The organism is Embleya sp. NPDC020630 (assembly GCF_044334985.1).
Lineage (GTDB): Bacteria > Actinomycetota > Actinomycetes > Streptomycetales > Streptomycetaceae > Embleya.
Window position 1 is genome coordinate 13,983 of the sequence record NZ_JBIRUB010000043.1, and the last position, 22,221, is coordinate 36,203.

Annotated in this window: 29 protein-coding genes; 16 read left to right on the forward strand and 13 right to left on the reverse strand. The window is 70.0% G+C overall.

The window, feature by feature from the left end; translation table 11 throughout:
* Window positions 1–357, forward strand: coding sequence for a hypothetical protein (locus tag ACH4XV_RS47150; protein WP_395800581.1), 357 nt, complete (start codon window positions 1–3; stop codon window positions 355–357).
* A 146-nt stretch (window positions 358–503) separates the two neighbouring features.
* On the opposite strand, the gene ACH4XV_RS47155 is transcribed toward ACH4XV_RS47150, so the two are convergent.
* Both ACH4XV_RS47155 and ACH4XV_RS47160 read right to left on the reverse strand, forming a co-directional pair.
* Window positions 504–1,445 carry an immunity 49 family protein gene (locus ACH4XV_RS47155; RefSeq protein ID WP_395800583.1) on the reverse strand — a complete coding sequence of 314 codons (942 nt, stop codon included), beginning with the start codon at window positions 1,443–1,445 and terminating at the stop codon, window positions 504–506.
* Window positions 1,446–1,668: 223 nt separating this feature from the next.
* Window positions 1,669–2,844, reverse strand: coding sequence for a GyrI-like domain-containing protein (locus ACH4XV_RS47160; RefSeq protein ID WP_395800585.1), 1,176 nt, complete (start codon window positions 2,842–2,844; stop codon window positions 1,669–1,671).
* A 629-nt stretch (window positions 2,845–3,473) separates the two neighbouring features.
* Here ACH4XV_RS47160 and ACH4XV_RS47165 point away from each other — a divergent pair.
* From ACH4XV_RS47165 to ACH4XV_RS47175, 3 genes are all read left to right on the forward strand, one after another.
* Window positions 3,474–3,647 (forward strand): hypothetical protein, encoded by a 174-nt coding sequence (locus ACH4XV_RS47165; RefSeq protein WP_395800587.1) that lies wholly within the window; start codon window positions 3,474–3,476, stop codon window positions 3,645–3,647.
* Between the two features lie 48 nt (window positions 3,648–3,695).
* Window positions 3,696–4,034, forward strand: coding sequence for an NIPSNAP family protein (locus ACH4XV_RS47170; RefSeq protein ID WP_395800589.1), 339 nt, complete (start codon window positions 3,696–3,698; stop codon window positions 4,032–4,034).
* An 86-nt stretch (window positions 4,035–4,120) separates the two neighbouring features.
* Window positions 4,121–4,561 carry a hypothetical protein gene (locus tag ACH4XV_RS47175; RefSeq protein ID WP_395800591.1) on the forward strand — a complete coding sequence of 147 codons (441 nt, stop codon included), beginning with the start codon at window positions 4,121–4,123 and terminating at the stop codon, window positions 4,559–4,561.
* Window positions 4,562–4,738: 177 nt separating this feature from the next.
* On the opposite strand, the gene ACH4XV_RS47180 is transcribed toward ACH4XV_RS47175, so the two are convergent.
* Window positions 4,739–5,179, reverse strand: coding sequence for a VOC family protein (locus tag ACH4XV_RS47180; RefSeq protein ID WP_395800593.1), 441 nt, complete (start codon window positions 5,177–5,179; stop codon window positions 4,739–4,741).
* A 275-nt stretch (window positions 5,180–5,454) separates the two neighbouring features.
* On the opposite strand from ACH4XV_RS47180, the gene ACH4XV_RS47185 reads away from it, so the two are divergent.
* The 3 genes from ACH4XV_RS47185 to ACH4XV_RS47195 all read left to right on the forward strand — a co-directional run bounded on the left by ACH4XV_RS47185 (window position 5,455) and on the right by ACH4XV_RS47195 (window position 8,127).
* A complete protein-coding gene (locus ACH4XV_RS47185) occupies window positions 5,455–6,069 on the forward strand; it encodes a cysteine hydrolase (protein WP_395800595.1) in 615 nt (204 codons plus the stop codon).
* 246 nt (window positions 6,070–6,315) lie between these two features.
* Complete coding sequence (locus ACH4XV_RS47190; protein WP_395800597.1) at window positions 6,316–6,675, forward strand: peptidase inhibitor family I36 protein; 360 nt, start codon at window positions 6,316–6,318, stop codon at window positions 6,673–6,675.
* Window positions 6,676–6,807: 132 nt separating this feature from the next.
* Entirely contained in the window at window positions 6,808–8,127 is a 1,320-nt protein-coding gene (locus tag ACH4XV_RS47195; RefSeq protein ID WP_395800599.1) for an alpha/beta hydrolase, read from the forward strand.
* Between the two features lie 130 nt (window positions 8,128–8,257).
* Here ACH4XV_RS47195 and ACH4XV_RS47200 read toward each other — a convergent pair whose 3' ends face one another.
* On the reverse strand, window positions 8,258–8,449 hold the full coding sequence (locus ACH4XV_RS47200; protein ID WP_395800601.1) for a hypothetical protein: 192 nt from the start codon (window positions 8,447–8,449) through the stop codon (window positions 8,258–8,260).
* 128 nt (window positions 8,450–8,577) lie between these two features.
* Here ACH4XV_RS47200 and ACH4XV_RS47205 point away from each other — a divergent pair, with 128 nt between their 5' ends.
* The 4 genes from ACH4XV_RS47205 (at window position 8,578) to ACH4XV_RS47220 (ending at window position 9,658) form a co-directional block, all read left to right on the forward strand.
* Window positions 8,578–8,706 (forward strand): hypothetical protein, encoded by a 129-nt coding sequence (locus ACH4XV_RS47205; protein ID WP_395800603.1) that lies wholly within the window; start codon window positions 8,578–8,580, stop codon window positions 8,704–8,706.
* Complete coding sequence (locus ACH4XV_RS47210) at window positions 8,703–8,900, forward strand: hypothetical protein (protein WP_395800604.1); 198 nt, start codon at window positions 8,703–8,705, stop codon at window positions 8,898–8,900. The genes ACH4XV_RS47205 and ACH4XV_RS47210 overlap by 4 nt, the downstream gene beginning before the upstream one ends.
* A 126-nt stretch (window positions 8,901–9,026) precedes the next feature.
* The gene (locus tag ACH4XV_RS47215; RefSeq protein ID WP_395800606.1) at window positions 9,027–9,248 is read left to right on the forward strand and encodes a hypothetical protein; all 222 of its coding nucleotides are present in this window, start codon (window positions 9,027–9,029) and stop codon (window positions 9,246–9,248) included.
* Window positions 9,245–9,658: a VOC family protein gene (locus ACH4XV_RS47220; RefSeq protein WP_395800608.1), complete on the forward strand. Its 414-nt coding sequence runs from the start codon at window positions 9,245–9,247 to the stop codon at window positions 9,656–9,658. Before ACH4XV_RS47215 ends, ACH4XV_RS47220 begins: the two co-directional genes overlap by 4 nt.
* A gap of 179 nt (window positions 9,659–9,837) precedes the next feature.
* On the opposite strand, the gene ACH4XV_RS47225 is transcribed toward ACH4XV_RS47220, so the two are convergent.
* Together ACH4XV_RS47225 and ACH4XV_RS47230 are read right to left on the reverse strand one after the other, a co-directional pair.
* Window positions 9,838–10,302 (reverse strand): DUF664 domain-containing protein, encoded by a 465-nt coding sequence (locus ACH4XV_RS47225; protein ID WP_395800610.1) that lies wholly within the window; start codon window positions 10,300–10,302, stop codon window positions 9,838–9,840.
* Between the two features lie 175 nt (window positions 10,303–10,477).
* On the reverse strand, window positions 10,478–11,335 hold the full coding sequence (locus tag ACH4XV_RS47230; RefSeq protein WP_395800612.1) for a LysR family transcriptional regulator: 858 nt from the start codon (window positions 11,333–11,335) through the stop codon (window positions 10,478–10,480).
* A gap of 96 nt (window positions 11,336–11,431) precedes the next feature.
* Between ACH4XV_RS47230 and ACH4XV_RS47235 the strand changes: the two genes are divergently transcribed.
* Window positions 11,432–11,749 (forward strand): hypothetical protein, encoded by a 318-nt coding sequence (locus ACH4XV_RS47235; RefSeq protein ID WP_395800614.1) that lies wholly within the window; start codon window positions 11,432–11,434, stop codon window positions 11,747–11,749.
* 86 nt (window positions 11,750–11,835) lie between these two features.
* Here the strand turns inward: ACH4XV_RS47235 and ACH4XV_RS47240 are convergent, their stop codons facing one another.
* Entirely contained in the window at window positions 11,836–12,795 is a 960-nt protein-coding gene (locus ACH4XV_RS47240) for an oxidoreductase (protein WP_395800616.1), read from the reverse strand.
* Window positions 12,796–12,852: 57 nt separating this feature from the next.
* Between ACH4XV_RS47240 and ACH4XV_RS47245 the strand changes: the two genes are divergently transcribed.
* Together ACH4XV_RS47245 and ACH4XV_RS47250 are read left to right on the forward strand one after the other, a co-directional pair.
* On the forward strand, window positions 12,853–13,494 hold the full coding sequence (locus tag ACH4XV_RS47245; protein ID WP_395800618.1) for a TetR family transcriptional regulator: 642 nt from the start codon (window positions 12,853–12,855) through the stop codon (window positions 13,492–13,494).
* Window positions 13,495–13,633: 139 nt separating this feature from the next.
* Window positions 13,634–15,103 carry a hypothetical protein gene (locus ACH4XV_RS47250; protein ID WP_395800620.1) on the forward strand — a complete coding sequence of 490 codons (1,470 nt, stop codon included), beginning with the start codon at window positions 13,634–13,636 and terminating at the stop codon, window positions 15,101–15,103.
* A 347-nt stretch (window positions 15,104–15,450) separates the two neighbouring features.
* Here the strand turns inward: ACH4XV_RS47250 and ACH4XV_RS47255 are convergent, their stop codons facing one another.
* Window positions 15,451–15,645: a hypothetical protein gene (locus tag ACH4XV_RS47255; RefSeq protein ID WP_395800622.1), complete on the reverse strand. Its 195-nt coding sequence runs from the start codon at window positions 15,643–15,645 to the stop codon at window positions 15,451–15,453.
* A gap of 118 nt (window positions 15,646–15,763) precedes the next feature.
* Between ACH4XV_RS47255 and ACH4XV_RS47260 the strand changes: the two genes are divergently transcribed.
* A complete protein-coding gene (locus ACH4XV_RS47260; RefSeq protein ID WP_395800624.1) occupies window positions 15,764–16,186 on the forward strand; it encodes a hypothetical protein in 423 nt (140 codons plus the stop codon).
* A gap of 50 nt (window positions 16,187–16,236) precedes the next feature.
* Here ACH4XV_RS47260 and ACH4XV_RS47265 read toward each other — a convergent pair whose 3' ends face one another.
* The 3 genes from ACH4XV_RS47265 to ACH4XV_RS47275 all read right to left on the reverse strand — a co-directional run bounded on the left by ACH4XV_RS47265 (window position 16,237) and on the right by ACH4XV_RS47275 (window position 18,847).
* Window positions 16,237–17,037, reverse strand: a complete 801-nt coding sequence (locus tag ACH4XV_RS47265; RefSeq protein WP_395800626.1) for a hypothetical protein — start codon at window positions 17,035–17,037, stop codon at window positions 16,237–16,239.
* An 87-nt stretch (window positions 17,038–17,124) separates the two neighbouring features.
* Window positions 17,125–17,427, reverse strand: a complete 303-nt coding sequence (locus ACH4XV_RS47270; RefSeq protein ID WP_395800628.1) for a hypothetical protein — start codon at window positions 17,425–17,427, stop codon at window positions 17,125–17,127.
* Window positions 17,428–17,857: 430 nt separating this feature from the next.
* Window positions 17,858–18,847, reverse strand: a complete 990-nt coding sequence (locus ACH4XV_RS47275; protein WP_395800630.1) for an ArsR/SmtB family transcription factor — start codon at window positions 18,845–18,847, stop codon at window positions 17,858–17,860.
* Between the two features lie 169 nt (window positions 18,848–19,016).
* On the opposite strand from ACH4XV_RS47275, the gene ACH4XV_RS47280 reads away from it, so the two are divergent.
* Window positions 19,017–19,160, forward strand: a complete 144-nt coding sequence (locus ACH4XV_RS47280) for a hypothetical protein (protein ID WP_395800632.1) — start codon at window positions 19,017–19,019, stop codon at window positions 19,158–19,160.
* A gap of 352 nt (window positions 19,161–19,512) precedes the next feature.
* Here the strand turns inward: ACH4XV_RS47280 and ACH4XV_RS47285 are convergent, their stop codons facing one another.
* A complete protein-coding gene (locus tag ACH4XV_RS47285; RefSeq protein WP_395800634.1) occupies window positions 19,513–20,538 on the reverse strand; it encodes an aminotransferase class I/II-fold pyridoxal phosphate-dependent enzyme in 1,026 nt (341 codons plus the stop codon).
* The gene (locus ACH4XV_RS47290; RefSeq protein ID WP_395800636.1) at window positions 20,535–21,875 is read right to left on the reverse strand and encodes a radical SAM protein; all 1,341 of its coding nucleotides are present in this window, start codon (window positions 21,873–21,875) and stop codon (window positions 20,535–20,537) included. The genes ACH4XV_RS47285 and ACH4XV_RS47290 overlap by 4 nt, the downstream gene beginning before the upstream one ends.
* Between the last annotated feature and the right edge of the window lie 346 nt (window positions 21,876–22,221).

Genomic DNA, 22,221 nt, shown 5'->3' on the forward strand with positions numbered 1-22,221 from the left:
ATGATCACAGGGCTCGTCGCGGTGGCGGCGTTCGCGGCATGCTCGGGGACGGCCGTCGCCTCGGCGGCGCCCGCCGCGCCGTCCGGAGAGGTGAGCGTCCTGGGCCGTTGCCCGGAGACGAAGAACGTCTACATCAACGGCGCCGAGGCCCACTGGACCGTTTGGTGTTCGGGTAGCCGGGTCTACGTCGACGGCTACGTGAAGGACACCAAGGCCGACGGAAAGTGCGCCGAGGTCTACGGCAGCGTCGGCTCGGTGGCGGTCAACAGTGCCAACGCCTGTCCCAAGGGCAACAAGAAGACGTTCGCCTGGAACGCGTCCGGCAACAGCGTCTCCCTGTACCTGCGGCTGATCTGATCCGCAGCGACCGGTGCGTTCGGCGGTGATCCGCACAGGGGTCACCGGTCGTCGCGGCCCTGAACGCGGGGGACTGCCCGTCCGCTCCGGACATGCGCGTTCCGACCCCGGCGTCGAGATCGGGGTCGGAACGCGTTCGGCGCAGCCTACGAGTTGCCGAGGGTGTTCTCGCCGGTGGCTGCCTGTGACAGGGCATCGGTGGAGCCCAGGAGTATCTGTGGCAAGTATCCGGAGTGGACGTCGAGTTGCCAGCCGTGTACCTGAACCGCGAGTGCGGCGATGGCGAGAGTGCCGTGGGGGAGCAGGGTCCTGGGGGCAGGGTCGTCCGGAGCGTCTTCGCGGTGCCTGTGCAGGCGGGCCACCAGTGCCTGCTCAAAGGCTTGCCGGTCGTCGTCGAGGAGACGGCGGAGCAGGTGCTGGTCGGGCGTGAGCGTGCCGGCCGCGTCCAGTCGGCGGGCCGCCGCCGCGCGCTCGGCGGCGTCGGGCTTGCGCAGCGTTACGGTCGGCCAGTCGTGGGGGCGCTGATCCGGCGACGTGGCCAGGTAGCAGGCCAGCGCGTCCATCTGCGCGCGGTCTGCCGGATGCGACACCGAGTCGAACTTCGAGTACGGCACGCCGTCGCGGATCGCGGGCGCGTAATCCTCGCGCAGCAGGAGGCCGATCACCCGCCGCCACTCCCACAGGAGTCCGCTGATCAGGCACAACTCGAAGGTCTCGACCCACAGGGAAGCCGTGGGCGCGTTCTCGACGATGCCTCCGAAAGCCTTGTTCTCGGTGCTGAACCGCTCGTCGATGAGCGGGAGGAGGATCTCCTGGTCGCCATCGGGGAAGCAGCCCACGCTGAGCAGACCGAGCGAGCACTCCGCCGCGGTCCGCAGCACATTGCGCAGCGTCTCGTCGATCGAGGAGTCGCCGGCCAGTCGGGCGGCGGCGTGGTCGAGAAGTTCGTCACGCATCAGCGCCAAGTCGCCCATGGACATGCCGCCGTACTCCATCCAGTGCCAACGGCCGAAGGTGCGCCGCCTGATGTCGTCGAGGGCCTCGGTCATGCGCTCGACGTCGACGTCGTGGGGGGTCACTTCCTGCACTGCTGCTCACTCTCGGATGGTTCCGGCGGCACGCGACACCGCCGGCCCGTCGGCTGAGGCGGTGTCGAGAGCGGCTGCCCTGCTCTGTGTGCGGACACTTCGACAAGATCACGACAGCCGCTCGCGAGTCAACGAAGATCCCGATCACGCGAGCGTGGTCGCCGCGTGCGCTCGGCTCGGCGAGGGCCGCCGCGTCTCGCCGAAGTACCGGCAACGGCAACGGTTATCGGTCCTTGGGTCGGACCGGCTGGCGCAGGACCGTCTTCATCTTCTCCGGGGCGGTCTTGCGTGGGTCGCTGAGATAGATCTCGTGGTGCAGACCTCCGTGCCGCAGGCCGTTTGCTTCGAAGTAGGTGTGGTGGAGTTCGTGCAGGATGGGCCCCTCGTCGTCGTAGGGGCCGATGTGCAGCACCTGGGCGCTGGGTCCTTCGTGCAGAGTCAGGTGTCGTACCTCGGAGATCGTGGGCAGCTTCTTCTTGGCGAGGGCCGTCTCCTTGGCCTGCTCGATCATCTTCTTCGTGATCCAGGGGGGCATGGCGATGAGCATCGTCCAGTTCCAGCTGTCCTTGGCGCGGGTGGTGAACACTTCCGGCCGGTCCGCCCACCACAGGCCCTCCAGTGGAGCGACGACGAAGTCGCCGGCGTCCGTGCGCTTGGCGGCGAACTTCAGGGTGTAGGCGACCGAGTACAGGGCCGCGACCGCGTCGGCGTACGCGGATGAGGTGTTCGGATCCCCGGCGCCGTCGACGGCGATGAACTGCTGCTCGGGGACGTCGACGATGGCCCACGTGGTGTTCTTGGGCGCGTACAGCGCCTTGTGCTCGCGCTTCACGTCGTACGGGGTCATCCGTGCCGCACCTTCCTGTTCGTGGGGTGGTGTGTCGAGCGAGGCTCGGTAGTCGGACAGCCACTCGGCCTCGGCCGACAGCTGCCCGAGGGCGTGGTCGAAGATCGCGCGGACGAAGTCCGGGGCATGCCGGTCCGCGGTGGCGGCGCGGCCGACGTGTTCGATGCGTTCGGCGAGTGCGCGGGAACGCCGATCGAGAGCGGCGAGCAGGCGCTCCCGGTCGATGGCCGGGGCGTTGGCCAGGCCCACCAGGATGCGCGGGAACACCGGATGCAGCTCCGCGATCGCCTCCTCGGCCGCGGCGGCGCACGCTCGGTGCCCTTCGGGCGTCGCGGTGTAGACCTTGCGCGTCTTGGCCCCCGCGGATCGGGTCGGGTCGGTCTGGGTGATCAGGCCCCGCTCTCGAAGTTTGGTCAGCACGTAGTAGATGGAGCTGAAGCCGATCTCCGTCCATTCGCGCATGCCGCGCTCGGAGATCACCTCCTCCAGCTCGTAGCCGTGCCTGGGTTGCTCCACCAGCAGGCCGAGCAACGTGAGCTCGGCAGCGGTCATGCCTCGGTCCATGGGCACTATTCTAGTACTGGAATAGGGTTCCGTGCCGGCGGCCACCGCTCCGGACGGATCGCCGCCGCCGTGGCCCGGTGCCGCCAGTGGCGGGAGCCGGCCACCGACGGGGCGTGTGGGGCAGTAGAACCGATCCGCGTCGCCTGGACGCGCATCGAACTCCCCCTTGGAGCAATGGTGTTGACACGAATACACGGCAGGGTCGCGAGCGCCGCCCTGGCCGCGGCGTGTGCGTTGGTCGCAGTTCCCGGCGCCGCCTCGGCGCAGGCCGCGTCGCGTCGGACCGGTCCCCTCACCCCGAAGGCCGCGTCGCGGCGGCGACCCATCCCGCCGCGACGCCCGATCGGGCCGCCACGACGCGCGTTCGTCGGGTGCGTACGTATGCGCGGACGGCCCAACCGGTGCGCCGTCCCGGCATTCTGCTCCCGGACCAGGCGCCGCATCCGGCCCACGAGGCGTGAACCGCACGCGGCAGCGGCGTCACCGACGAGACCATCGCCGAACTGCTCGGCATCAGCCGCCGCACCCTGTCGCGCAACCTGGAACGGCTCCACACCGTCGCGGGTTCCACCACCCGCTTCCCTGGGCCCTGCGGCGATCGTGGCGATCCGCTCGGCGTGCCCGACCCGACCGCCCGCGTGGCCGCCGAACTGGGCGCACCCGCCTGGAAGATCGCCTACGAGCGCTGGGCGGACCCGGCCAACGACGACACCTTCGGCGAACTCGCACGACGAACACTCGCCGAGGTGCGGGCGTCGCTCGTCGTCTGCGGCGGATCGGCTCCGGAATGATCCGGTACGGGCCGTGATGGAATCCCCGAGGCGGGGAACAGTACGCAGATGATCACTTGCGTCGTCCACTACACGATCGATCCCGGCAAGATCGAGGCGTTCGAACGCTTCGGGCGTTGTTGGATGGAACTGGTGGGTCGTCACGGCGGGACCCATCACGGCTACTTCCTGCCCGCCGAGGGGGCGAGCGACCGGGCTCTGGCCCTGTTCAGCTTCCCCGGCCTGGCCGCCTACGAGCGCTATCGCGAACTGTTCGGCGTGGACCCCGACTTCGTGGCGGCGGACCGCATTCGCGACGAGAGCGGTTGCGTCGTGCGCTACGAGCGCACGTTCATGCGCCCACTGCTGCCGGAGGACGTCGCTCCCGAAACCGCGCCGCGGGATTGACCGAATCGGGTGTCGGGGTCCGCCTCCGAGGCTCTGCCGAGGTCCTGGTGTGCCGGGATGGCCGCTGGGCAGGCTAGTTTGCTCGAATGAGTCTTCTTGATGACGTGGCCCAGCGCGACGGTTGGCGCTGCTGGGTGTGCGACGAACCGGTCGATCCCGACAAATCGGTGAACGACCCGCAGGGGCCCAGCGTCGACAGCCGGACCACCGATCGGAAGGCCAAGGTCACCGAGCGACTCGCGCACCGCGGGTGCAACAGCCGCAAGGGTGCGGTCAAGGTGGCCATCGCCTGGCCGGAGCGCCTGTACGTGGTGGAACCCGCGCCGTTGATCGCCGTCGCGGCGAGGCTGGAGCGCAAGGGGGGCCGCGAGATCGTGGGCCGCTGTCCGACCGAGCGCGACGCCCGAGAGGCGGCGGACTGGCTGGTGGACCGGTTCTCCCGCCTGGTACCGGGCCTGCCGGTGACCGCCGACGTCGAGGCGGGAGGCGGCCAGTTCCTGGTCGTCCTGACCACCGGCCGCCGCTGACCGGGTGCGGGCTCGCATCGGCCGCGCCACCGACCGCCTCGGCGGTCCTCGCCACGACACGGGCGGCCCGCATCCATCGGTGGCACGGCCATTTGCGGAATTCCACACGTCGGATGCGAACTCGGCATCGTGACTCCCGACGCTCGAAGATCGGCTGCGTGATTCGGGTCCGGGTGTTCAGTGGAGTTGTTCGGCCAATCCGACGATGATGCCCTCGGGGCCGCGGACGTAGCAGAGCAGGTAGCTGTTCTCGAATCGGGCGATCTCGCCGACGAGCTCGGCGCCGTGGGGGCGCAGGCGGGCAACGGTGTCCTCGAGGTCGTCGACGGCGTACATGACGCGGTGCGTGCCCAGGATGTTGTGCGGTCGGTTGCGCGGCCCGGCGCTGATCGGCTCGGGGCTGTGGTACTTCGCCAGTTCGAGCCGGCTGTGCCCGTCCGGGGTCCGGAGCATCGCGATGGCGCAGTGGACGCCGTCGAGTCCGGTACAGCGGTCGGCGAACCCGCCCTCGACCTCGCCCCTGCCCTCCAGTTCCATACCGAGTTCCACGAAGAACGCGATGGCGGCGTCCATGTCCTCGACGACGATGCCGACGTTGTCCATCCGCTGAATCGCCATGCCGATGTCTCCCTTGTCTCTCGCGCGGCCGGTGCCGGCCGGGCTGCTGATGTTCCCGGGACGGAGCCGATGACACGTTCTCGACATCCGCGGGCCGCCGAACTCCACAGGATTCGGATCGCGCCTCGGCACGGTCACGGCGGACCCGGATCGGTGAGTCGCCCGAACGCCACCCGACCGGCCCATCGCCGAGGTTGTCGTTGTGCCGGTGATCCGCGTCCGTGTCCGGCAGACTGGCCGGTGCCGTTGACGGTCCAGGCCACGAAGGAGCCGCCATGTCCGAGACCCTCCGCCTCGATCCGGCGAAGACCGCGCTCGTCCTGATCGAGTACCAGAACGACTTCACCAGCGAGGGCGGGGCCCTCAACGGCGCCGTCGCCGCGGTGATGGCGAAGACCGGCATGCTCGCGAACACCGTGGCCCTGGTCGAGGCCGCCCGCGCCGCAGGCGTCACCATCATGCACGCACCCATCACCTTCGCCGCCGGCTACGGCGAACTGTCCCGTCACCCGTACGGCATCCTCAAGGGAGTCGTGGACGGCTCGGCCTTCGTCAAGAACACCTGGGGGGCCGCGATCGTGGACGAACTCGCGCCGGCCGAAGGGGACATCGTCATCGAGGGCAAACGCGGCCTGGACACCTTCGCGAGCACGAACCTCGACTTCATCCTGCGGAGCAAGGGGATCGAGACGATCATTCTCGGTGGCTTCCTCACCAACTGCTGTGTCGAGTCGACGATGCGCACCGGGTACGAGAACGGCTTCCGCGTCATCACCCTGTCGGACTGCGTCGCCGCCACGTCCCAGGAGGAGCACGAGAACGCGATCACCTACGACTACCCCATGTTCTCGCTGCCCATGACGTCGGCCGAGGTCATCGCCCGCCTCTGAACGAGACACCGCACCCGCGACAGAGCGCGGCGGGCCCGGATCCACCACTCGTGCGACGCTCCCGGCGATCCACGAGCATCCTTTCGGGTGATCGTGGGCTCGGCCTCGCTCGGAATCGAACGCGGATGCATACGATCCTCACGTCGGCCGCCCCGGGCCACCGACGTCGCGGGTAGGCGGTCGGGACCGAAGGGGATTTCGTCGGCGCCTTCGGGGATTCCCGTCCGCGTGAAAGGAAGTGCCACCATGACCTCCAGGACGCGCGCCGCAACGGCCGCCGCATTGCTGGTCGGAGCCGTCGCGATCGCCGCCTCCCCGGCGACGGCGAGCACGGCTTGGCCGTGTGGTGACGGGAAGTTCTGCATCTACTACGGAGCGAACGGAACCGGCCCGCACTACGAACTCGAGGACGGCGCCTCCGACCTGAGTGTCCTGTCCGGCGGGCTCAACGACCACGTTTGGTCGGTCCGGAACAACACCAAGGACGACTGGTGCCTGTTCCGCGACGCCGGGTACAGGAACAAGATCCTCAACATCCTCGACGGCCAGACCATCAACCTGCAGTCGCCGCAGCGGGACCAGGTGAGCTCCACCCGCCGCTGCTGAGCCCACCACCCCGAAGCGGCACGCCGAGGGCGTCCCGGATCTCCGCTGCAACCCTTCGCTTCCCATTCACGTATGCCTTTGAGATCACCGGAGTCGTCGAGACGCCCGGTGCGCGAAGACATGGAGGCATACATGGGGATTCGGGACTTCCGGCGAGCAGCGATCGGAAGTGGCTGGGCCCGAACGTGCCTGGCCGCGGCGGCCGTTGCGGCGCTGCTCGTGGTGCCGGCGCCGGCCGAGGCGGCGGAGGCGACGGGCGGGGTCCAAGCCGGCTCGCACCGGGTCGCGTCGGTGCGGTACAACCTCGGCGACCGGGCCTTCGTGCCGCCGCCGGTCGAGGCGGGCCAGTACGAGGGGGCGAACGAGCTTGCCGGGGTGGTCCATTACCCGACCGACCTGGCACGCGGGCGCTTCCCGCTCGTGGTGGTCCAGCACGGCCTGTGGGACACCTGCGCCGACCGCCCGGCCTCCGTCGACCTCGCGGCGGCGCTCAAGGCCAGGGACGCGGCCATGGCGGCCGGCGACACCGTCGAGGCCGAGCGGCAGCAGAAGTTGGCCGACATCGCCGGCGACAAGTTGCGCGGTTGGCCCTGTGCGCCCGGCATCGAACAAATCTCCAGCAAGAACGGATACGACTACCTCGCCCGGGACTTGGCCGCGCAGGGCTTCGTGGTGGTGTCGATCGGTACCAACGGCATCAACGCGACGTCGTTCGGGCAGGCGCCCACGGTGTACCACGCCCGAGCCGCTCTGCTCAATCGGCATCTGGCCATGTGGCAGCAGCTGTCCGCGACCGGCGGCGGCGAACTCGCGCACCACTTCACCGATCCGCGCGACGGCAGACCCCGCCGGGTCGACTTCCGCGGACGCGTGGACATGGCGAACGTCGGTACGGTGGGCCACTCCATGGGCGGCGGCGGGGTCATGCAGCAGGCCGCCGACCTCCGCCGGGGCGACTGGCCGGCGGGGGTGACGGTGAAGGGCGTGTTCGCCCTGGCGCCGACCAGCAACTGGGACAACGAGCCGGTCACCCACGTCCCGTTCGCGGTGATGTGGGGGACGTGCGACGCGGTGCGCGGCGGCAACTACTTCGAGTGGAACGCCGGACGGAACACCGTCCCGATCCACAAATTCACCGTACACGGGGCCAATCACGCCTTCTTCAACACCCAGTGGTCGCCGAGCAGCGGCCAGGTCAGTGCGCAGGACGACGCGGTACCGGGCAGCAAGCCGGGTACGTGCCTCTCCCAGGACGACCGCAACCTGGACGAGGTGTCGTTGACCGAGCCCACGCAACGCACCCTCACGACCGCGTACGCCTCGGCGTTCTTCCGCCGCTACCTCTACGGCGAGACCGGGTTCGACCCGATCCTGTCCGGCACGCGGCGCCCGCCGGGCGTACCGGCCGGCGTCGTCGATACCCGGGTCGACCACCCGCTCCCGACCGGCTGAGCACACGCGCCTGACGGGCCGCGCCGCATCGGCCCGTCAGGTCCCGGTCGATCCCGGCTGATCCCGGCCGATCCCGGCCGATCTCGGGCGAGGAGGGGAACGCCGGCAACAGCGCGGCGCCGTAAGTCCGTCAATCCGGTTCGGGGAGGGTTCGGGGGAGTCCGAAGCGCGTCATGACGTTGGCGGTGAAGCCGGTGATGGCGGCGATGTGGTCGCCGGCGGTGGTGACGACCAGGAGGGCGTAGGCGCGGTGGACGCCGGCGTGGGGGTCTGCCGCGTACACGCCGAAGGCCGGCTGCCCGTTGGCGCGGGTGGGTACCACGCGGTAGTTGCGGCCGGGGCGGAAGGTGACGGCGGCGAAGAAGCGTCGTCGGTGACGAGCAGGTCGATCAGGGCGTCCGGATCGGCGCGTTCCCCTCGCTCGGCGAAGTCGGCGGCAACGGCTCCCGGATGATCGCCTACTCGGTGGTGTCCGCCGAGGACATTGACTCCGCGCCGGCGCCGGCCCAGGGCTGCCCCGTGATGCGGGTCGGCGGCGGGGTCGAGGTCGGCCCCGTGCTGGAAGCCGCCGCGTCATGAGCGACACCACAACCGGGTCGACGCCGCCGCCGGGGTCGCTCCTGGCGACCGGGCGCGGCAAGGTCACGCCGGCGCTGCTGTGCGCCGTGACGTTCCCGGACGTCCTGGACGGCTCGATCGTGAACGTCGCGCTGCCGACCATCCGCACGGATCTGGAGTGCCGGAGGACCAGGCCGGATTGGCCGCAGCCCTGATCACCACCTCCTTCCAGCTCGGTTCGGCGCTCGGCCCGGCCGTGTTCAGCGCGATCGCGACCAGCCGCATCAACCACCTCCTCGCCGCCCACGCCTCGCCCGCGGAGCAACCCGATTCGGCTATACATGTCGATGTCGCTCGACGGCTATATCGCCGGTCCGGACGATCGACCGGGTCAGGAGCTCGGACCCGGTGATCCATCTGGTCCGGTGCTCCTCGGGGACGGCCGACGGCTGTTCGAACACCTGGGCGGTGATCGCATCGAACTCGACCTCGTTCGACGACTGGACGATCGAGACGTCACGCACCTGCGCTATCGGGTGCGCCGATCCGAGGAGGCCGCGTGAAGACGCTCTTCGTTTCCTACCGTGTCACCGACCTGGACCACTCGCTCGGCTTCTACACCGCGCTGGGCTACGTCGAACTGGGCAGGGTCCAAGCCGGCGACGCGGGTCACCTCGCGATCCTCGCCTTCCCCGGCGAACCGGCGGCCTCGCTCGAACTGGTCCACCGCCCCGACGGCGGACCCGTCGACGTTGGCACCGGTTTCGACCACCTCGCGATCCAGGTCGACACACTGGCCGCCACCCTGGAGCGGCTGACCGACGCCGGCCTGGAGCCGGGACCGGTCCAGTACCCGGGCGGCCCTCGCGGCCCGAAGACATCGTGGCTCACCGACCCGGACGGCTACCGCATCGAACTGGTGGAGTGGCCCCCCGGCCACCCCACCGGCATCACCGCCGCGGACTTCTCCTGAGCGGACGGAGTGGGCCACGACATCCGGACATGCTGCGCGGCGAGCAGCGGCAAGGCCGACGGGAACCAGGAGGTCAACGGCTCCGGACCCCACGGCGGGAAAGATCGCGCCGGGCCGGTCCGGAACGTGTACCGCGCCGGCGCGGATGGGCCCCACGTGCGAGAGGTCCCGTCCCCGGGTCACCACGACTCGTGGGCCTGATCCTCGACCTCCAATTGCCTCTTGTATTCCGCCCACCGAGGCAGGTCGGCGTCCAGGTGGCCGGCGTGGGTGGCGGTCTCGGTGATCACGTGCAGGACGATCTCGCGGAGGTTGTCGTATCGCCAGTCGGCGAAGAAGTGCGGCCACCATCTCGGGGCCGCGTCCAGGTCGGCGCCGGCCAGGAAGGTGTCCGCGAGTTCGCCTTCCCGGCGGTAGAGGGCGAAGATCTCCTCGGCCGTCTTCTCGGGGGCGGGCCGCCACGCGTCCTCGGAGCCGAGGATCTCCTCGATGGCCAGATGGTGCACCAGTCCCAGACACGTCCAGCCGGACGGGAGTACGGGACGCCGCGGCGCCTCTTCGTCCAGGCCCTCCAGGATGCCCAGGACGTGCCTGCGCTTGCCGTTCAGGACGCGGAGCAGCGTGGTCGGTTCGGTATCGGCCATGCGCCGGACCGTATCCGACCTCTCCGACGCAGGCCCGTCGGGCGGCAGGCAACGAAGTGTCCGTGTCGCTCTCGCGCGCCTTTCGTGGGGCGGGGTAGGGGAGAGGCCTCGACCGCGTACGCACGCTCGGGGCCGGTGGGTTCGGTTCGGGGCGCGAGGAGGGGCGGGTGCGTCCTCACGCCCTCCCTGCGGCATCCACAGCGGCGGCGACGAAGGAGGCGACGAGGTGGCGGCGGTCGTTCTGCGACCAGGCGAGGACGAGTTCGCTGCCGGGGGCATCGGTCACGGGCCGGTAGACCAGGTCGGGGTGCATGGGTTGGGCCAGGGAGTGGGGCAGGATTGCGATGGTGCGGCCCAGTCTGATCATGTGCAGGGCTTCCGCCGCGTCCGTGACCTCGGGGCCCTGTCCGGCCTCGGGTGCTCCGGTCCAGCGCACGCCTTTCCAGCGCGGCAGTGTTTCCTGGGCGAGGTCGGCGAGAGTGACCTGCGAGCGCGTGGCGAGCCGGTGGTCCGGCGGCAGGATCGCGACACGTCCTTCGACCGTCAGGGTTTCGTGGTCCAGGCCGGTCAGGTCGTCGAACGGCGCGTACAGCAGGGCGACATCGGCGCGGCCGTCGCGGACGTGATCGGCGCGGTCGGTGGCCCCGCCGAAGAGGATGTCCACCTGGCGGGCATCGGGCCGGCCGGCGTAGGCGGCCAGGATGCCGGACAGGAGGTTCGCGTCACCGCCGGGTTTGATCACCAGGCGCAGGTGGGCATGCCGGTCGCCGGCCCGGCGAGCCTTCTCGGCAGCCGCGCCGACGGCGTTGAGGGCGTGCCGGCCATGGTGCAGAAGCGCTTCGCCGGCGAGGGTGAGGGCGACGTGCCTGCTGGAGCGCTCCAGCAGCTGCACTCCGAGCCGGGATTCCAGGCGCCGGATCGCCTTGGACAGGGCCGGCTGCGCGATCGCCAGGCGGGTCGCGGCACGACCGAAGTGCAGTTCCTCGGCCACTGCGACGAAGTACTCCAGCTCGCGGGTCTCCAGCTCGGCCATGCCGAAAGACTATCGCCCGGGATCTATTCCCCTCAGGCATTGAACGAGAACAAATGGATCTTGGACGGGCGTGAAGAATGCCTGTTCGCTGGGGGCATGATTCACCACACGATGATCGTGGCCTTCGACGATCCGATTCCCGCGAGTGAGCTGGACCAATACCTGGAGGAGTTCGAGGAGCTTGTGACCGGATCCGGTTTGGTCGAGTCGTTCGCGGCCCGGCAGCACATCCGCGTCCCGGGTGACGACCACGCCCCGGTGGCCATCGCTAGTGCCATCCTGCAACTGCGCCTGACCGACCTCGACGCCCTGAACGCGACCTTCGCGATGCCGGGGGCCGTCGAGCTCATCAAGCGCTGGCAGGGCCGCCATCCGTACAAGGTCGTCTGGGTCAACCACGAGCCGCTGCCGTAGCGTCCGGGACCTGCGGGCCGGGCGGCGGCGGTCGGTCCCCGCCGGTTCAACCCGTGTGGGGGAGCAGCGCCGACGCCCGACCCTGCTCAGGCGGCCGGGTGATCGGACGGTTCCGGGATCGGGAAGCGGACGCCGGTCAGGTCTTCCGACAGCTGCCACAGGCGGCGTCCGGTGTCGGCGTCCGACGCCGCGCGGGCCAGGGGTACGCGGGTCGGTGCGCCGCGGAGTTCGGCGAAGCCGTCGGGGCCGATGAAGTCGCCGCCGCGGACATCGGGCGAGGTGGCCGCGTACAGCAGCGGGAGCGCGCCTCGGTCCGGGGTCTGCGCCAGCGGGGCCAGGATCCGGCCGTACAGCAGCCTTACCAGGCCCGACGGCGCCGCCGTCTGGAGGTTGGTGGCGGTGTAGCCGGGATGGGCGAGCACGCTGCGGACCGGGCCGGCCGCGGCGGTCAGGCGCAGGTGGAGTTGCCGGCCGAAGACGGCGTTGGCGAACTTGGCCTGGTTGTAGAAGCGCATGGGGGAGTAGGAGCGTTCGCCGGTCGGGTCGTCGAAGTAAAGGCGGCCTCGACGGTGGTTGGTGGAACTGACCGTGACCACCCGCGGGTCGTGTCCGCGTGCGAGTGCGCCGAGCAGCAGGCCGGTGACTGCGAAGTGGCCCAAGTGGTGGACGGCGAACTGGAGTTCGTGGCCCTGGCTGGTGAGCGTCCGGGGCGGTGCCATCACCCCGGCGTTGTTCACCAGGAGATCGATGCGCGAGTGGTCGGCGCGCAGTGCCGTGGCGAACGCGCGGACGGCGTCCAGGTCGGCCAGGTCGACGATGCGGACCTCGACGGAGGCGGCCGGGTGCTCGGCGATGATCGTGTCCGCCGCGCGGCGGCCCCTGTCCGGGTCGCGTACCGCGAGGACGACGTATGCGCCGTGGCGGGCGAGTGCCCTGGCCGTGGCGAATCTGAGGCCGCTGTTGGCGCCGGTGACGACGGCGACGCGGCCGGTCTGGTCGGGGATGAGGTCGGCGGTCCACGGCCGGCGTGGTGCTTCCGAAGGCATGCGGCACACACTGCCTTCGATGGCACTCAGTGTCAACCATGACCTGATGCGTCATGCATGGCATCACGGTACGATCGGCGGGTGACCCAGCGAACCGAGACCACCCTGGCCGAGCGCAAACGCCTGCTCGTCGCCGACGAGTTGAGCCGATCCGCCCTCACCCTGCTCGCCGAACACGGGTACGACGCGGTCACCGTCGACGAGATCGCCGCCGCCGCGGGCGTCTCGAAGCGCACCTTCTTCCGCTACTTCGCCTCCAAAGAGGACGTCATCGTCCGATTCTTCGCCGACATGGGCACCGCGATGCACGCCCGGCTCGCCGAAGCCCCCGCCGACGAACCGCCTTCCGTGTCGCTGCACGCCGCCGTCGCGGCGGCCCTCGCCCCGTGCGCCGGGCACGACGACTACGCCGAACGTGCGCTGCGCGTCGTGCGCCTGATCCTGGACACCCCCGCGCTGCGGGCGCGTTTCCTCGAACAGCAGGCCGCTTGGCGCGACGACCTGGCCGCCGAACTCGCCCGCAGGCAGGGTCTGGACGCCGACGCCACGCTGTACCCCCGGCTGGCCGCGGGCACGGCGCTCACCGCATTCGACACCGTGCTGTACCGCTGGAGCGGCGACGGCACCGCCGATCCCGCCGAACTGACCGCCCGGGCCTTCGCGGTCATCGCCCCCGCGCTGGACGCGGTCGAGGCATGAGGCCTCGGGCGGCGGCCGGGCGTCGCCCATCCCCCTCGCCGTTTGCTCAGTCGCGTCGGCCTGCACCGGCGTCCGGCTGTGTCAGCAGGCCGGCCCTGCCGAAGCGGTCGAGCCAGGAGCGGAAGTCCATGATGCCCGGATGAGCTTGACGCAGCGGGGCGAGGTCGGTGTCGTAGAAGGTGGCGTTCGCCCAGGTGAAGACCTTCGCGGCCGCAGGGGCGTGTGCCCACAGGGCATCGACCGGGATCCGGGTGTGCCGGACGGGACGTCCGACCGCCGCGCCGAGCTCCGCGGCGATCTGCGGGGCGGTGAGCCGGTCGCCGGTGAGGACCCGGCCGCCATTTCGTGTTTGCCGACTCCCCGCCTGCCCGGCTCTGCGGTCGCTCGGTGCTCGGCAACGTTCGGGTTTGGGTGCCGGGAAGGTGTTCGTTTCCCTACGCTCTCCGGAATGCAGACGTGGTTATCGCGCGCGAGGATGTCGTTGGTCGTCGCCGTGTTGGGTGCGGCAGTGTCGGTCGCAGGCTGCGCCGGCGACTCGGATTCGCACGGGAAGCCGGCGATCCCCGGGGAACGGACCGGCCCATCACCCGGCGGCACGGCCAAGGACAGCGGCGTGGACGGTGCGAAACTGGCCACCGCCGATGCGTTGATCGTGTTCGAGTGCGGTCTCGGCGAGTTGGGTTCGGAAACCGGATTCAAACTGTCGGCGTGGTCCGCGCGAGACGGTCGCCGATTGGCCGCAGTCCAGGTCCCTCTGCCCGACAAGGCGGAATTGGCATGGGGGTGCGGGTCGGGCGGAAACGCCTCGTCGGTGCGGCAGATGTTCGATCGGGATCTGACCACCGTCGCCGTCGCGCTGCCCGTGGGCAATGGAACCGGCGCGCGTGCCGGCGCAGTGAACCTGACCACCGGGGCGGTGGTCGGCCCGACACCCGCCGATGAAGGCTTCGGCCGCACGCCCAGGGAGGGCGATGCGCTCATCCATCCCCGGACCGGGGACCTCTGGTACGTCGACGCGGTCGCTCACAAGGTGATGTCGCGGCCGCTGACGGCTGCGGCGCCCACCACCGATCACGGGCCGGGCCAGGGCTCCGGTCTGGTCCTGACCGGGAACACCCACTGGATGCCGTCCTTTGTCGGCTCGTCCGGCTTCGCGGCCAACCCCTCGGGTACGTACGCAGCGTTCACGACATTCAACGAGACCTTTCTGCAACCCGGGCAGGCACCCGAGTCGGCCGCGCGCGCCTTCGACCGGAGCAATGCGCCGGGAACGACGTATCTGCCCGGCGACAAGCCCGCCCCGATGTGCGGGCCGCAACTGTGGCTCGACGACCACCGGTTGATCTGTCGTACTGCCGACAACCTGGCCTTGGTGACCTTCGCCGACGACTACTCCGCCGTCGCGTCCACACGTGACCTGCTTCCGGCGAACGACCGCCAACCCGTTCACCCGGTGGTCTCGCGCGACGGCGCCTCCATCGCGTTCCTCGCGACCCAGGGCGACCGGCAATCGTTGTACTCACAAGACCTCGCCCCGGGAGCGACCCCACGCAAGGTCGTCGACCTGCCGCCCGGATCACGCAACCGCTACCTGATCGAATGGCGTTGAGAGCCACCGTGCCTGTCGACGGCCGGCGAAGCGCACTGCACGAAGATGTCGAGGCCGAACGCTCCGGTCTGACCGAGTTCGCCTCCAGCCGGTCGCGGACGGGCGCCGGTGTCGTGTCGACCGGCGCCCGTCCGCGACCCGCTTACGGGCCGGCTGCGGGGCACGGCCCGCACGACACGCCGCGTGGCGAATGCACCGATGTTCGCCGGTTCCCGTCGGGCTCGGGGGATGGGCCGATGCGGTACGGCGCACCCCCGGCGATGGGGGTGCGCCGTACCGCCGCAAGGTCGAGGTGCCCCGGGGCGACGTTCGGGCGGACCGAGGCCCGCCCCGGGGATGTTGCTCGGCTAGCCCGCGAAGCCGAAGGCGCGGTCGGCGTCGCCGACGAAGAAGAATTCGCCTTGACCGTGGCCACCTTCGCCGAACGCGACGACGGTCGCGGACTCCTGGCCGCCGAAGGCGTCGGCCTGGGCGGTGCCGGCCCCGACGATCGCGGTGATCCCGGTCAGGACGACGGCCGCGACGACAGTACGAATACGCATGATCTCTCCCAAGGTTCGTGCTCGAATCTCGAAGCACGATCACATCAGACAAATCATTCCGAACTATGACATTGACCCAATCGGGGGCGATGTCGCGCGCCGCGCCTACGTCGACGCCATGACCACCGTCGAGACGGACGAGTACACCGACTGCACCCAGAACCGGCGCCTGGACGCACTCCACGTCCCGGGGGCGTCCGTCTGGGACATGATGGGCGCCGCTTGCGCGATCCGCCTGGGCATGAGCGAGCGCGGCCACCCCGAGCACCTGCTCGGCTCGGGTGCCGGACGCCCGGAGTTCGCGATGCTCTCCTTGGACGGCACCGTCGCCCTGTTCGGGACGACCTGGGAGACGGGCATCGGCTCCCTCATGGTGCCCAACCCGGGCGATACCGAGCCCGTACACCGAGGGCTCGACTGGGCGGCGACCAGGGTGTGGGACCCCCGCGAGGAGTGGCTCATGGGGCCGCCCCGTACGGAGCGGGACGAAGCGCTCGCATGGCTGCGGCACAGGGAGCCGACCATCGCGAATCGGGCGTGAGAACCCGTCGTCGTGTTGGGGAGCCGACCGAGAACATCAACCGAGGCGGATCATCGGCCGCGCCGCTGCGTGTCCTGGTTCGCGGCCCAGGTTCGCAGCCGGGTTGCGGCCTCTTCCCGTGACAGGGGGCCGTGTTCGAGATGCAGATCCTGTAGATGGCGAGTGGCGGCACCGATCAGTGGGCCCGGAGGTATACCGAGCAGTGCCATGATCGCCTTGCCGTCCAGAGCCACCGGGACGTTCGGGAGTCTCCTGGATTTCTCGAACTCCGCTGCGGCGCGCGCCGTTCTCTCATCCTCCGCCGACCGCGCCCGCTGCCACTCGTCGTAGGTCGTCGCCCATTGGGCGGCCCGTCCCGCCGACCGCCAGCCGTGCGTGTCCTGCTCGCGACCGAGCCCCACCTCCAGGAACAGATCATGGTGGTCCGCGCCCTCGATGCCGGCCGGAACGACATCGAGCAGGGCGAGTGCGGCGTTGATCGGCCAGTCCTCCCGCGGACCGGTGAAGTCCCGGGTATGGACCGGACCCCACACCCTCGCGCCGTTTCGCCACACCGCAGCAATCTGGTATCCGTCTCCTCCGTGGAAGTCCGCCTCCACACAGGCGATCGGCCCGCCGCGCGACCAGTGGTCCAGGGTCCGCTCAAGAGCCGCGGACATCACCGTGCGTGGTCGACCGGGCCCGGCGCCGTCCCGACCGGTGGGGCCGACCGGCTCCTCGAAGAGTCGTTCGGTGACGGGCATCAGCCCCAACCACCGGCGGAGCGGGGCGACAACCGCTTCCCCGATCCCGGCGGTCCGGTTCCTGAGCAGGTCGAAACTCCCGACGACGGCGCTGAGTTCGTACGGCATTCCCGCAGGGTAGCCGCAGCCGCACCGCCGCCCCGAGGTGCCGAAGACCCGGATCGAGCCGGCCGTTCACCGGCGCATCCCCACCGTTCACAGCGAAGCGCCCATTGCCGACACGAGCAACGCCGGCGCGAGTGCGCAAACCAGGCCCCCGACGGCCGTGGTCATGCGGATGCCCCGGTTCGCGCGGGTGTGGGGCAGGGTCCAGGCGATCACGAACAGGACCGCGGCCGCCCAGATCACGAACTCCAGGAAGCCCCCGACGTCCCGAACCACGAGCGCGACGAACTCGCAGACCACGAGCGGTACACCGATCACCGACGTGAGCATCGGTGCCAACCACCATGTCTCGTGCGGAACATCGAGCACCGGCACATTCTCGTCGTCGTTCATGAGCCCATCCCATCGTCCACGCGCCGCGGGGCGCGTCCGAGAACGCGCCCGGCGCGAAAAGTCACATCGAACTCACACGCTCCTGCTCCGGCCGGGGTCGACGAGGACGCCCGAGGACCCGCGTCCGCGCAGCCTATGGGCCTGTGGCGCGTGCGGCCGGCACCGATGTCGGAGGGCTTCTTCGCCCGGTGCTCCGGCGTATGTGACGCCGAGGACGCGACGCCGGAGAGTGTTGTGTATCAGAGCGGTTTGAGGCGGCTGTGGGAGGAACTCGAGGCCGCCCACCGTTGGTGGATCGAGGCCGGGCAGCCCGACCGCCGACCGTTTCGGCCTCACGATCGACCGCGGCGGCGAATACGCCTGGCTCGACGTTTCGACGAACCGCCTCGGCGGATAGGCCGGTCGTCCACCGGCCCACTCTCCTCGGCCGTCACTCGTCGATCGCCGTCAGCCTCTCCCGCCGGTACACCACGTGCTTGCCGTCGCGCCGTCGATCGACCAACCCCGCGCGATACAGCAGTTGCAGGTGATGCGACGCGGTCGAGCGCGCCACGCCCAGCCGGGCGGCGACCTCGGCGGTCGTGGCACCACCCGTCGTCTCGGCCAGGATCAGCGCACGCGTTTCCCCCATCACCTCACCGAGTCCCGTCGCGGCCGGCCTGCGGCCCCGCTGATCGCGCCCCGTGCGCCGATCGGGCCTGGCCGGATAGTGAATGATCGGGCTGCGCCGATCGGGAGATCCCGGCGGATCGATGGCGAACCGTGTGCGATGGAACCACGGTGAGGGTTGGAAGATCAGGCGCGGCTCGGCGAGACGGGCTCCACGCGGATGCGGATACCGCAACCCGATGTCGATCCCACCGCCGTTCCAGACCACACACGCGTCGAGATTGTCGATCGCGGCCACGAGCCCCCCGCCTGCCGCCGCACGTGCCCGGGAGGCGATGTCCGCCTCCAGGCGGTCGCGGATGCGCGGCCAATCGGGCGCGAGGACGATTCGGAACAGCCGGGCGAGCTGATCCGCGGCGGTCTGCATCAGGTCCGCTTCGCCCTGTTCCGTCGCGCGGGCGAGCCTGCCCGGTAACTTTTTCCCTCCGGAGATGATGGCGATCTCATGCCGGATCCGATCGGTTCCGGTGGCGGTGATCGCGTGTAACTCCTCGTCCAGGTCACCGATGTGCGCCGCCGGCAGCGGACGCAGGAAGTCCGGACAATAGCCGTGCGCACCCGGGGCCCCCAGCGTGGCGAGCGTCCCGAACCCGCCTCCGGTGAGTGTCGCCACGGCCCGCTCCCGGATCCCGCGCGGGACTCCGGCCGGGTATTCGTGCAGGGCCATGAGCAGGTCGGCGGTGACGGTGACGGGCGAGATGGCGAAGCGGCTGCGCGCCAGGGCGTCCGCCGACAGGTCGATGCGAATCATGACACCTCTTCCGGGTCGTCGAGGGGGTAGGCGTCGATAGCTGTCGAATCGTTGGCCACCGCCGACGCCGGCGGCGCACCATCTCCTCGAACGGGCTCTTTCGAAGGCGGCACGGCCGATACCCACCCGGTGTCGACGTGATCGTGCCGCCGGCAACGGAAGGACAGTCATGAATCCTCGTCGATGGATCGGGTGCGCCATCCTCGCCGTCGTCGTGGCCGTGGCCTGCGCCACCGCCTCTTCGAGAGCGACGACGATCGAGCACGGGTCCGCCCACACGATCGCCGCCACCGCCATCGAGTACGGCCTGTAGGCGCCACCGCGGTTCGACCGCCGTGCCTCGGCGGGCAGTCGCCCCGACGGGCGGCACGATCGGCCACGCAACTCCGCCCCGCACGCGTCCACTTCCACGCCCGCCCCCGCCCCCGCCCCCGCACGGTCCCCGCCCGCGTTCGATGCCACGGTACCGGCGCGCTCGGGACGACGCCGATCCTTGGGACCGACGTCGCAAATCCTTTGCCCCACAAGGCGCGGGGGTGCACACCGCACCGGGTCCCGCACGTGAGCACATCAGCGGACGCCCGGTGCATGTCCCGCGCGGACCCGCACCGGGGCGTCGGGGTCGAACTCCGCATCCTCGTCTACGGCCGGGTCCGCCGATGGTTTCAACGTGTCCCCGCCGGCGTCGGGCCGAAGGTGTCCGCAAGGCTGGTCAGGACGGAGCCGGACCAAGCGCTCTCCCCGAAGACGCCGACCGGCACGGCGAGCACGCCGTACTCGCGCCGAAGCGTCTCCGCCGGCATGTCGACCGGGAAGAAGTAGTTGCCGGGACAGGTCCGGCTCGCCGGGGGAATCGCCCCGAGCACCTCGTCCGGCAGCCGTTCGAACAACCGCTCGGCGCGTGCGGCGAGTTCGTCGACGACGAGCCGGGGTACGTCGCTGTGTTCGGTCAGCAAACGGTCGGCGAGCCTCAACTGTGCCGGCGTCGGCGGATCCGCCCGGAACGCCTCGGCCGCCTCGGCCGACTCGGCGTGCGCCGAACCCAGGAGGACCACGCCGAACGTCCGCGGCCACAACCATCCCTTGGTGACCGAATGCAGCAGGACCGCACGGCCGGTGTCCAACAACCGCCGTGTACCGGCGGCGAACGGGACGCCCAGGTCGTAGACGCTGTCGATCAGCAGCCGGCGGCGCGGTGACACCTGCAACCACGAGATCACCGCCGCGCACTCGGCATCGGACAGGTATCGACCCAGCGGCTTGCTGGGGTTGGCGAGCAGCAGGTATTCGGGCCGGTCGTCCGCCGGCGACTCCGGCAGAACCGGCGCCGGTAGCGTCGGGTAGGACTCGGGCGCCAGCCCCGCGGCGCGGGCCAACTCGAAGTAGACCGGATACACGTCGCCGGGCAGCCACAACCGGGCCCGCACGGCGCGCAGCCGGTGGAACACCACACCGAGCCCGTGCCGGACCCCTCGACAGACCATGGCGTGGCGGGACCACTCCTCCGGCAGTTCGAAGCGCCGCAGCCAGGCACGGGCGAGATCGCACCGATGCACCTTGCCCGTGTCGGTCGGCGATTCCGGTCGCAGCGGAGCGAGCGCCCGGTACACGTTGGTCTCGGCGGCATCCAACAGCGGTGAGGAAGCGCGGAGTTGCCGCTGCCGGAAGTCCTGGAACACGTCGAACCTCATGCCGTCGCACCTTCCGCCACGATCTCACTGGCCCGGTCTTCCAGGGAGGCGTAGCAGCGTCCGTCGGCCATGACGTTCCAACTGCGTGCGATCCCGTTGGTGCGTTCCCAGAGCAGGCTGGGTTCGGTGTACGCGGCGATCCGCATCGGCCGTCCGTCCCAGCTGCCGTGGTAGACCGGCGCGCCCCAGGGCAGGCGGCTCGCCGGTTCGAGGCCGTGCCGCTCGGCGAACCGGGTGACGACGGACAGCGAAACCTGGTGCTCTCGGCTCCAGACGTTGGCGGCGCGGTCGAAGTAGAGCGACTCGGTGCTGGTGGATACGTAGAGTTCCTTGAAGCAGACCTCGTCGATACCGAGAGCCGCGGCCCACGAAAGGTAGTCGGCGACGTCGGCCTCGTCGGCGACGCCGCCGTGCTGGAGCACGCAGATCAGCCTCATCCGCAGCCCCGGCCAACGGTCGTGTCCCCCGCGCCAGGTGTCGATCACGGAACTCAGCGGCGTACGCAGCATCATCAGCCGCTCGTTGACGGTGTCGTCCTGATGGTGTCGGGAGACCGCCAACACGCTCAGGCCCGCCGCGTTCAGGGCCGCGAGACGGTCGGCCCGGTCGGCGTGCGGGCCCTTCGCCAGAGTGTGTGCGTTGGTGATCAGGACCACCTTCGGGAAGGCCGCCGAGCAGGCGGATATCAGTCGCAGCTGCTGTTCGAGCGGTATGAGCGTGGGCTCGCCGCCGCCGGTGATCACCGCACGTTCGGCACCCGCCGTACGGGCGCGCTCCAGCCAGTGCTCGACCGCGTCCCACGGGACCCGCGCCGGCGCCTGATCGCTGGAGATCGAAGCCGAGGAGAAGCAGAACGAACACCGGGCCTGGCAGGCGGAGGCGACCGGCAGAACCGAAACCGAGCGCGGTCGTATGTCGGCGTAGCGACGCAGTGCCGAACCGTGCAGGTGCAGGGATGCCGCCATCGCATCCTCGACGGTCGTCGCACGCAGGGTGAACTCGTCGCCCGTCTGGTCGAGTTCGTGGACCGCCGACAACCGGATGCGAGCCTCGTGCAGTTCCGTGCCGAGGCCGGTCGACACGTTGGGTACCAATGTGTCGGGGTCCACCGCGGTTTCCAGCACCAGCAGCCGATCGCCCGGAATGGCCAGACGGTCCAGCAGACGTCGCGCCTTGCCGATGCCGATGCCCAACTCCGTACGGGTCAACAGGTGGAATCGGTCGGGATAAGTACTCTCCGGAATTCCCGCCTTACCGTAGGCGAACGCGTACTTGTCGAAACCCCTCGCGAAGTTCGACAAGACGATGACGTGGAAGCGCTGGTCGCTATGGTTCATCCGGTCATCATGCATGCATGGGGCCGGGTGAGCCGGGCGGATTTTTTTACCGCCGCACCGGTGGACGTCTCCTGACCGATCGTGGCGCCGACGCAGGAGCGCGATCGTAGCGGCGTCATCGTTCACCATGTCCCTCATCCTGTCGCCGCCGGGCATCCATCCGCCGCCGTGGGCCGCCGTGATCGCCGCTATCGGACTCGACCGCAACCGTGCTCCGGTGGCTCGGGATCGGTTGTAGCCGTACCGCGCCGACTAGGACTTGTCCGGCCGATCATGTTCGGAGCCAGATGGTGAGTGCTGCCGCGGTGGCGGTGCCGAGGTAGACGTAGCCGCGTTTGTCATATCT